This is a genomic window from Streptomyces niveiscabiei (assembly GCF_001419795.1).
In the GTDB taxonomy this organism is placed as follows: domain Bacteria; phylum Actinomycetota; class Actinomycetes; order Streptomycetales; family Streptomycetaceae; genus Streptomyces; species Streptomyces niveiscabiei.
In genome coordinates this window covers 1-7,169 of the sequence record NZ_LIRL01000926.1, presented here as the reverse complement: position 1 = coordinate 7,169, position 7,169 = coordinate 1, and the positions used below count along the sequence as shown (strand labels likewise).

Genomic DNA, 7,169 nt, shown 5'->3' with positions numbered 1-7,169 from the left:
CGCCCCGACCCCGCCGAAACACCGCCCGCCCGCCTGGCTGATCGTCGCGCTCGCCTGCGCCGGACAGTTCCTGGTCGTGCTGGACATCTCGGTGGTGAACGTCGCCCTCCCCTCGCTCCGCGCGGACCTGGGCCTGAGCGCGCCGGGCCTGCAATGGGTGGTGAACGCGTACGCCATCACGTTCGCCGGTTTCCTCCTGCTGGGCGGCCGGGCGGGCGACCTGTTCGGCAGGAAGCGCACGTTCCTGGTCGGCCTCGCCCTGTTCACGCTGGCCTCGCTGACCGGCGGCCTCGCCCAGTCGGACTGGGAACTGCTGCTGGCCNNCGTCGACGCTGACGCTGCTGACGGCGGCCGTCCCGGAGGGCCCCGCGCGGGCGCGCGCGATAGCGACGTGGACGGCGGTCGGCGCGGGCGGTGGCTCGGCGGGCGGCCTGGTCGGCGGGCTCCTGGTGGACACCCTGTCGTGGCGCTGGGTGCTGCTGATCAACGTCCCCGTCGGCGCGCTGGTCCTCGCGGGCGCCCTGCGCTGGCTGCCGGAGACGCGCGCGGCGACGACGAGGCGGCTCGACGTGCCGGGTGCGCTGCTGGTCACGGCCGGGCTCGCGACGCTGGCGTTCGGGATCTCGCGCATCGAGTCGGAGGGGTGGACGTCGTCGGCCGCGCTGCTGCCGCTGGCCGCCGGAGCCGTCCTGATCGCGGTGTTCCTGGCGGTCGAGGCGCGCGCGAGGTCCCCGCTGATGCCGCTCGGGCTGCTCAGGCTGCGGCAGGTCGCCTCGGCGAACGTGGCGATGTTCATCAGCGGCTCGGCGACGTTCTGCATGTGGTTCTTCATGACGCTGTACGCCCAGAACGTCCTCGGCTACACCCCGCTGGAGGCGGGCCTCGCGACGATGCCCAGCTCGCTCGCGGTGATCGTCGGCTCGAAGCTGGCGCCGCGCCTGATGCGTACGGCGTCCCCGCGCGCGACGGCGGCCCTCGGGGCGCTGATCGCGGCGACCGGGTTCGCCTGGCAGTCGACGATGAGCGCGGACGGCGAGCTGCTGACCGCGATCGTCCTGCCCGGCATCCTCATGATGCTCGGCGCGGGCATGGCGACAACTCCCCTGGCGTCCCTGGCCACTTCGGGCACGGCGCCCGACGACTCGGGCATCGTCTCCGGCCTGGTCAACACCTCCCGCACGATGGGCGGCTCCCTCGGCCTCGCGGTCATGGCCACCCTCGCCGCGACCCGCACGGACGGCCGCACCACCCCCGCCGCCCTGACCGACGGCTACGCCCTGGTCTTCCGCACGAGCGCCGCCGTCCTCATCGGGGGCGCGATCCTGATGTGGGCATGGCTGCCGCGCGGGGGCGGCGACAGGGCCTAGGCTGGCCGGCGTGCCGTACACAGACCCCCCGCAGAAACGCTCCCCCTTCCGCCGGCCGCTGGTAGTGGTACCGGCGGTGCTGGTGCCGGTGGTGGCGGCCGGGTGGTTCGCGTACAGCGGTACGGGCGGGGGCGGTACGACGACGGCGACGGCGGCGCCGATGTCGTCGGAGCCCGCGATCCCCCTGCCGGACATGAAGTCCCCGGCGAAGCCGCTGGCCGGCAGGACGATCGTCATCGACCCCGGCCACAACCCCACCAACTACCGCCACCCCTCCGAGATCAACCGCCTGGTGGACATCGGCACGAACAAGAAGGAGTGCGACACCACCGGCACCTCGACCAACGCCACCTCTACCAACTCCGCCTATACGGAAGCCCAGTTCACCCTGGACGTCGCCCACCGCATGCGCACGCTCCTGGAGTCCGAGGGCGCGAAGGTGAAGCTCACCCAGGACGCCGACCGCCCCTTCGGCCCCTGCGTCGACGAGCGCGCCCGGATCGGCAACGCGGCGAAGGCGGACGCGGTCGTGTCGGTCCACGCGGACGGCTCGGGCACCGGCAACCGGGGTTTCCACGTGATCCTCCCCGGCGCGGTCCACGAAGGCACCGCCGACACCCGCCCGATCGTCGCCCCCTCGAAACGGCTCGGTGAACTCGTGGCGAACGGTTTCCGCCGTACGACGGGCAGCAAGCCGTCCAACTACGTGGGTGCCGGTACCGGCCTGGTCACCCGGACCGACCTCGGCGGCCTCAACCTCTCGACGGTCCCGAAGGTGTTCATCGAGTGCGGCAACATGCGGGACCCGAAGGACGCGGCGCTGCTCACGAGCGGGGCGTGGCGGCAGAAGGCCGCGCAGGGGATCTCTGAGGGAATCGTGAGTTTCCTGCGCGGGTAGCTTCACCGGACCTCTCCGGGCGGACAGGCCGATCGCACGGACGATAATGTCGTTCCAACGTTGACGACAGACGACAAGACGAGCGACGAAGGACCTGAAGTGAATATCCGCTCCCTCACTAGAGGCGACGGCGTGGTGATCGGGGCAGCGGTATTGCTGTTCATCGCGTCGTTCCTCGACGTCTACTCGGCCGATCAGGCCCCGGACGGCTTCGACTTCCCGAGCGCATGGGCGAGCGGTCCGATCCTGCTGGGCGTGGTGCTGGCCGGTCTGATCGGTACCGCACTGGTCGTCGTCTCGCGCGCGCTGCCGCAGGTGCCGAAGGTCGCGGGCCTGGACCTGCGCCAGTTCGGTGTGGCGTTCACGGTGTTCGCGGCGTGGAGCGCGCTGGGCAACGTGTTCGACCCGACGAGCGCCATGAACAACCTCCAGGGCGCGCAGGACACCATCGACGCGGGCACGGGTCTGATCCTGCTGGTCGTGGCGACGGTCGTGATGGCGGGTGCCGCGGTCGCGACCCCGCTGGTGCCGGCGCTCCAGGGTGGCCTGATCCCGGCGCCGAAGCCCCCGGCCCCGCAGCCGTACGGCGCCCAGCCGCAGCCGCCCGCCGGTTACGGCTACCCGGGCGCGCAGCAGCAGCCCTCGGCGTTCGGTGGTCAGCCGCCGTTCGGCGGTGGCCAGCCCGCCCCGGCTCCGGCGGCGCAGCCCGCGCCGGAGTTCTCGCCGTTCTGGTTCGCGGTGCCGGTGCCCCGTCCGCTGTTCGCGGAGGACGGCGCGCCCAACCCGATCGCCGAACTCGCCCCGGGTACCTGGTACTTGGCGGTCGAGCAGAACGCGCAGGGCCTGATCGCGCAGACCCAGGACGGCCGTCGCGGCGTCCTGCGCGACAGTTCGGGCATCCAGCGCGGCTGACCGAACACCCTTCAGGCACACGGCCCTTCACCCTTCCAGGTGGAGGGCCGTTGCCGTACAGTCGCACGGCTCCCGCCAGTTGACGGACCGTCAGGAGACGCCATGCGGCTAGGTCTCGCGCTCGGCTACTGGGGCCGCGGCCCCAACCCCGGCCATCTGCCCCTCGTCCGGGAGGCGGAGCGGCTCGGCTACGACTCGGTGTGGACGGCGGAGTCGTGGGGCTCGGACGCGTTCACCCCGCTCGCCTGGCTCGCCGCCCACACGTCAACCATCCGGCTGGGTACGGCCGTTGCGCAGATGGCGGCCCGCTCCCCCACGACGACGGCGATGCACGCCCTCACCCTGGACCACCTCTCCGGGGGCCGCGCGCTGCTGGGCCTCGGCCTCTCCGGCCCGCAGGTCGTCGAGGGCTGGTACGGCCGCCCGTTCCCGAAGTCGCCGCTCACCGCGACCCGCGAGTACGTCGACGTCGTGCGCCAAGTCCTGCGCCGCGAGGGGCCGGTGGAGCTGAACGGCCGCTACCACTCCCACCCGTACGCGGGGCCGGACGGGACGGGGCTCGGCAAGCCGCTGAAGCCGATCACGCACCCGCTGCGGGCCCAACTCCCCGTACTTCTGGGGGCGGAAGGGCCGAAGAACGTCGCCCAGACCCTCCACATAGCCGACGGCTGGCTGCCGTTGTACTGGTCGCCGGACCGGCCGGACGCGTACGGGGACGTCACCGTGCCCGAGGGGTTCATGGTCGCGCCGATGGCCCAGGTGCGCGTGTGCGCGGACGTGTCCGAGGGGCTGGCCCCCGTGAAGGCGATGCTGGGCTTCTACATCGGCGGCATGGGGGCGGCGACGCGGAACTTCCACGCCGATCTCATGGCGCGGATGGGGTACGGGCAACAGGCCCGCCGTATCCAGGAGTTGTTCCTGTCGGGGCGGCGGGGGGAGGCCATCGCGGCCGTGCCCAACGCGTTCGCGGACGAGATCTCGCTCGTCGGGCCGCGCCGGCGCATCGCCGAGCGGCTGGAGTCGTGGCGGAAGGGCCCGGTGACCGACCTGCTGGCCATGTCACCGGACCCGGAGAGCCTGCGCGTGCTCGCAGAACTCAACTCCGCCTAGCCGCCCGCGAGTTGTCCGGCCGACGGCACCTTGTCCTTCACCTCGGCGCCGGCGCTCTTCCCGGCGTCCTTCACCTTGCCGATGATGTCGTCGAAGGAACCGGCCGCCGAGTCGTCGCCCTTGCGGAGCTTGGACGGCAGGTCCTTGAGCGCGTCGATGCCCGAGGTGAGCGGCGCCATCGCCTTCGACAGCAGCGGGTCGCCCTGCGCGTTGCGGCTCGCCGCCTTGAGCCGGTTGTACGCGAAGGTCCCGGCGAGACCGGCCTTGACCAGCGCGAACGTCCGCCCCTTCGCGCCCTTCTTGAACTTGCCGGCCTTCCAGGGCTTCACGATCCACTGGTAGGCCGCCCCGGCAGCGAGCCCCGCGTTGGCCACGAACCGCGTCTTGGCGAGGCGCTGCCGCTCGGCGGTCGGCGTGGGGCTCGGGTCACCGGCGACAGCGGCGGCCACGGTGTCCTGTGCGGCGCTCTTCCCGCTGCTCGAACACGCGGTCCCGCCCACCAGCAGGGCACAGCACACGCTGAGCGCCACGAGAAGGCGCCGTATCGGTACGGCCACGGGGTCCTCCGGGATGTGTGGACTTCCCCCCGAGCTGTCCCGGCCAGCCTCACCCGACGGACGCCGCTCCGCCACCCGGGGAGGCTCACACCGGGTGATACTCGCAGGTCAGGGGCGCCAGGTTTCATCGCCGGGCGCCGGGATACCCGTACCGCATGTCTCCGGATCGCAACGGCAGAGGCGTCGGGTCGCTGGTCGCGGGAGTCGCCGACGTCCTGGCCCTCGTGCTGGTTCTGTGGATCGCGCTGGACCTCCTGGACGCGAACCGCGCGAACGACTTCGTGCGGTTCGTGCACGACGCGGCGAACTGGCTCGCGGGCTGGTCCCGCGACCTGTTCACCTTCGACGACCGGTGGGCGCGGGTCGTCGCCGGGTACGGGCTCGCGGCGGTCGTGTACGTCGTGCTGGGGCACGCCATCGCCAACCTCGGCCGGCGGCACTGACCTTCAGGGACTCAGCAGCAGTCGGGGTCAAGACCCACCGGCAGCTGCTCGCCGCCGAACACCGCGCACGTCGCCTCGTGGCCGCCGAGCGCCGCGACCGCGAGCAGCAGCGAGCCCGCCGTCCACGTCGTCAACTCCCGTGGCCAGACGGCGTCGTCGGCGAAAACGTACCCCGTCCAGTAGAGGCCGCTCTCCGGGTCCCGCAGGTGCTGGATCGACTGGAGGATCTCCAGCGCGCGGTCCGACTCGCCCATCGCCCAGAGCGTCAGGGCGAGTTCGGCGGACTCGCCGCCGGTGACCCAGGGGTTCGGGACGACGCAGCGCACCCCGAAGCCGGGTACGACGAACCGCTCCCAGCCCTCCTTCACCCGGGACTCGGCCTCCTCGCCGGTCAACGCGCCGCCCAGCACCGGGTAGTACCAGTCCATGGAGTAGCGGCCCTTGTCGAGGAACCGCTCCGGGTGGCGGCGGATCGCGTGGCGCAGCGCGCCGACCGCCAACTCCCAGTCGGGCTGCGGCTCTTCACGCTGCTCGGCGATGGCGAGGGCGCACCGCAGGGCGTGGTGGATCGACGAACTCCCGGTCAGCAGCGCGTCGTCGGTGGGCGTGCCGTCGTCGTCGCGGCGCCAGCCGATCTCGCCGCCCGGCTGCTGGAGGCGCAGCACCCACTCCACGGCCGCGTACACGACGGGCCACATGCGGTCCAGGAACGTGTCGTCGCCGGTCGCGAGGTAGTGGTGCCAGACGCCCACGGCGACGTAGGCGACGAAGTTGGACTCGCGGGCCCGGTCGGTGACGTCGTCGTACGCGCCGTCGGCGTACGCGGCGTACCAGGAGCCGTCCTCGGTCTGGTGGCGGGCCAGCCACAGGTAGGCGCGCTCGGCCGCCTCGTGCTCGCCGGCCGCGTCCAGGGCCATGGCGGCCTCGGTGTGGTCCCACGGGTCGAGGTGGTGGCCCCGGAACCAGGGGATCGCGCCGTCCTCGCGCTGTGCGGCGAGGATGCCGCGCACGGTCGCCACGGCCTGCTCGGCGGTGAGGACCCCGGGCAGGACGAGGTGTTCTGTCCGGGGGGTGGTCACTTGGCCGCCGCCTCGGAGACCCGGGGGAGGTGGGGCTTGGTCGCGTACGCCACGAAGCTCTTGCCGATGAGCGGGTTCAGGGCCTGTTCGGCGACCCGGGTGGCCAGCGGTTTCTTCATGATGTCCCACACCAGGAGCTTGTGGTACGCCTTCACCGGGAGCGCCTGGTCGTTGTCCACGCCGAACGCGCACTTCAGCCACCAGTACGGGGAGTGCAGGGCGTGCGCGTGGTGCGTGCCGTACGGCTTGAGGCCGGCCTCGCGGATCTTGGCGAGGAGTTCGTCGGCCTTGTAGATGCGGATGTGGCCGCCCTCGACCTCGTGGTAGGCGTCGGACAGCGTCCAGCACACCTTCTCCGGCCCGTACCGGGGGACGGTGATCGCGATCCGGCCGCCGGGCCTCAACACCCGTACCATCTCGGCGAGTACGCCCTTGTCGTCGGGGATGTGCTCCATCACCTCGGAGATGATGACGACGTCGAAGGACTCGTCGGGGAACGGCAGCGCGAGCGCGTCCCCCTCCATGGCGGTCGCGGTGGCCCCTTCCGGCGCCTCCCCGGCCTCCTTCATCGCGGCGAACCACTTGGCGACCTCGCGGATCTCCTCGCCGTTCTGGTCCAGCGCCACGACCTGCGCTCCCCGCCGGTAGCACTCGAAGGCGTGCCGTCCGGCTCCACACCCGAGGTCCAGCACACGGTCCCCCGGGGCGAGCGGGAACCTGGAGAAGTCGACGGTCAGCACGTGGCCCTGCTTTCGGGGGTGGTGGAACGGGGGGAGGGAAGCTCGGCGCCCAGGGTGTCACGG

Annotated in this window: 8 protein-coding genes and 1 pseudogene; 6 read left to right on the top strand and 3 right to left on the bottom strand. The window is 72.1% G+C overall.

What is annotated here, in order from left to right; genetic code table 11:
• Positions 1–37: 37 nt before the first annotated feature.
• The 5 genes and pseudogenes from AOK24_RS51650 to AOK24_RS37060 all read left to right on the top strand — a co-directional run.
• A pseudogene (locus AOK24_RS51650) lies at positions 38–322 on the top strand (MFS transporter); the annotation flags it as partial.
• 2 nt (positions 323–324) lie between these two features.
• Positions 325–1,367, top strand: a 1,043-nt coding sequence (locus AOK24_RS37075; RefSeq protein WP_240554295.1) for an MFS transporter, incomplete at its 5' end; no start/stop codon positions are given.
• Positions 1,368–1,377: 10 nt separating this feature from the next.
• Entirely contained in the window at positions 1,378–2,265 is an 888-nt protein-coding gene (locus AOK24_RS37070) for an N-acetylmuramoyl-L-alanine amidase (protein ID WP_420876721.1), read from the top strand.
• A gap of 99 nt (positions 2,266–2,364) precedes the next feature.
• Positions 2,365–3,177 (top strand): DUF5336 domain-containing protein, encoded by an 813-nt coding sequence (locus tag AOK24_RS37065; RefSeq protein WP_079057182.1) that lies wholly within the window; start codon positions 2,365–2,367, stop codon positions 3,175–3,177.
• A gap of 102 nt (positions 3,178–3,279) precedes the next feature.
• On the top strand, positions 3,280–4,287 hold the full coding sequence (locus AOK24_RS37060; RefSeq protein WP_055724339.1) for an LLM class F420-dependent oxidoreductase: 1,008 nt from the start codon (positions 3,280–3,282) through the stop codon (positions 4,285–4,287).
• Here AOK24_RS37060 and AOK24_RS37055 read toward each other — a convergent pair.
• Positions 4,284–4,844 (bottom strand): hypothetical protein, encoded by a 561-nt coding sequence (locus AOK24_RS37055; protein ID WP_055724338.1) that lies wholly within the window; start codon positions 4,842–4,844, stop codon positions 4,284–4,286. The genes AOK24_RS37060 and AOK24_RS37055 overlap by 4 nt on opposite strands.
• A gap of 155 nt (positions 4,845–4,999) precedes the next feature.
• Between AOK24_RS37055 and AOK24_RS37050 the strand changes: the two genes are divergently transcribed.
• Positions 5,000–5,287, top strand: a complete 288-nt coding sequence (locus AOK24_RS37050) for a hypothetical protein (protein ID WP_055724337.1) — start codon at positions 5,000–5,002, stop codon at positions 5,285–5,287.
• A gap of 11 nt (positions 5,288–5,298) precedes the next feature.
• Here AOK24_RS37050 and AOK24_RS37045 read toward each other — a convergent pair whose 3' ends face one another.
• Both AOK24_RS37045 and AOK24_RS37040 read right to left on the bottom strand, forming a co-directional pair.
• A complete protein-coding gene (locus tag AOK24_RS37045) occupies positions 5,299–6,366 on the bottom strand; it encodes a prenyltransferase/squalene oxidase repeat-containing protein (protein ID WP_055724336.1) in 1,068 nt (355 codons plus the stop codon).
• Positions 6,363–7,106, bottom strand: a complete 744-nt coding sequence (locus AOK24_RS37040; RefSeq protein ID WP_055724335.1) for a class I SAM-dependent methyltransferase — start codon at positions 7,104–7,106, stop codon at positions 6,363–6,365. Before AOK24_RS37040 ends, AOK24_RS37045 begins: the two co-directional genes overlap by 4 nt.
• Positions 7,107–7,169 lie beyond the last annotated feature (63 nt).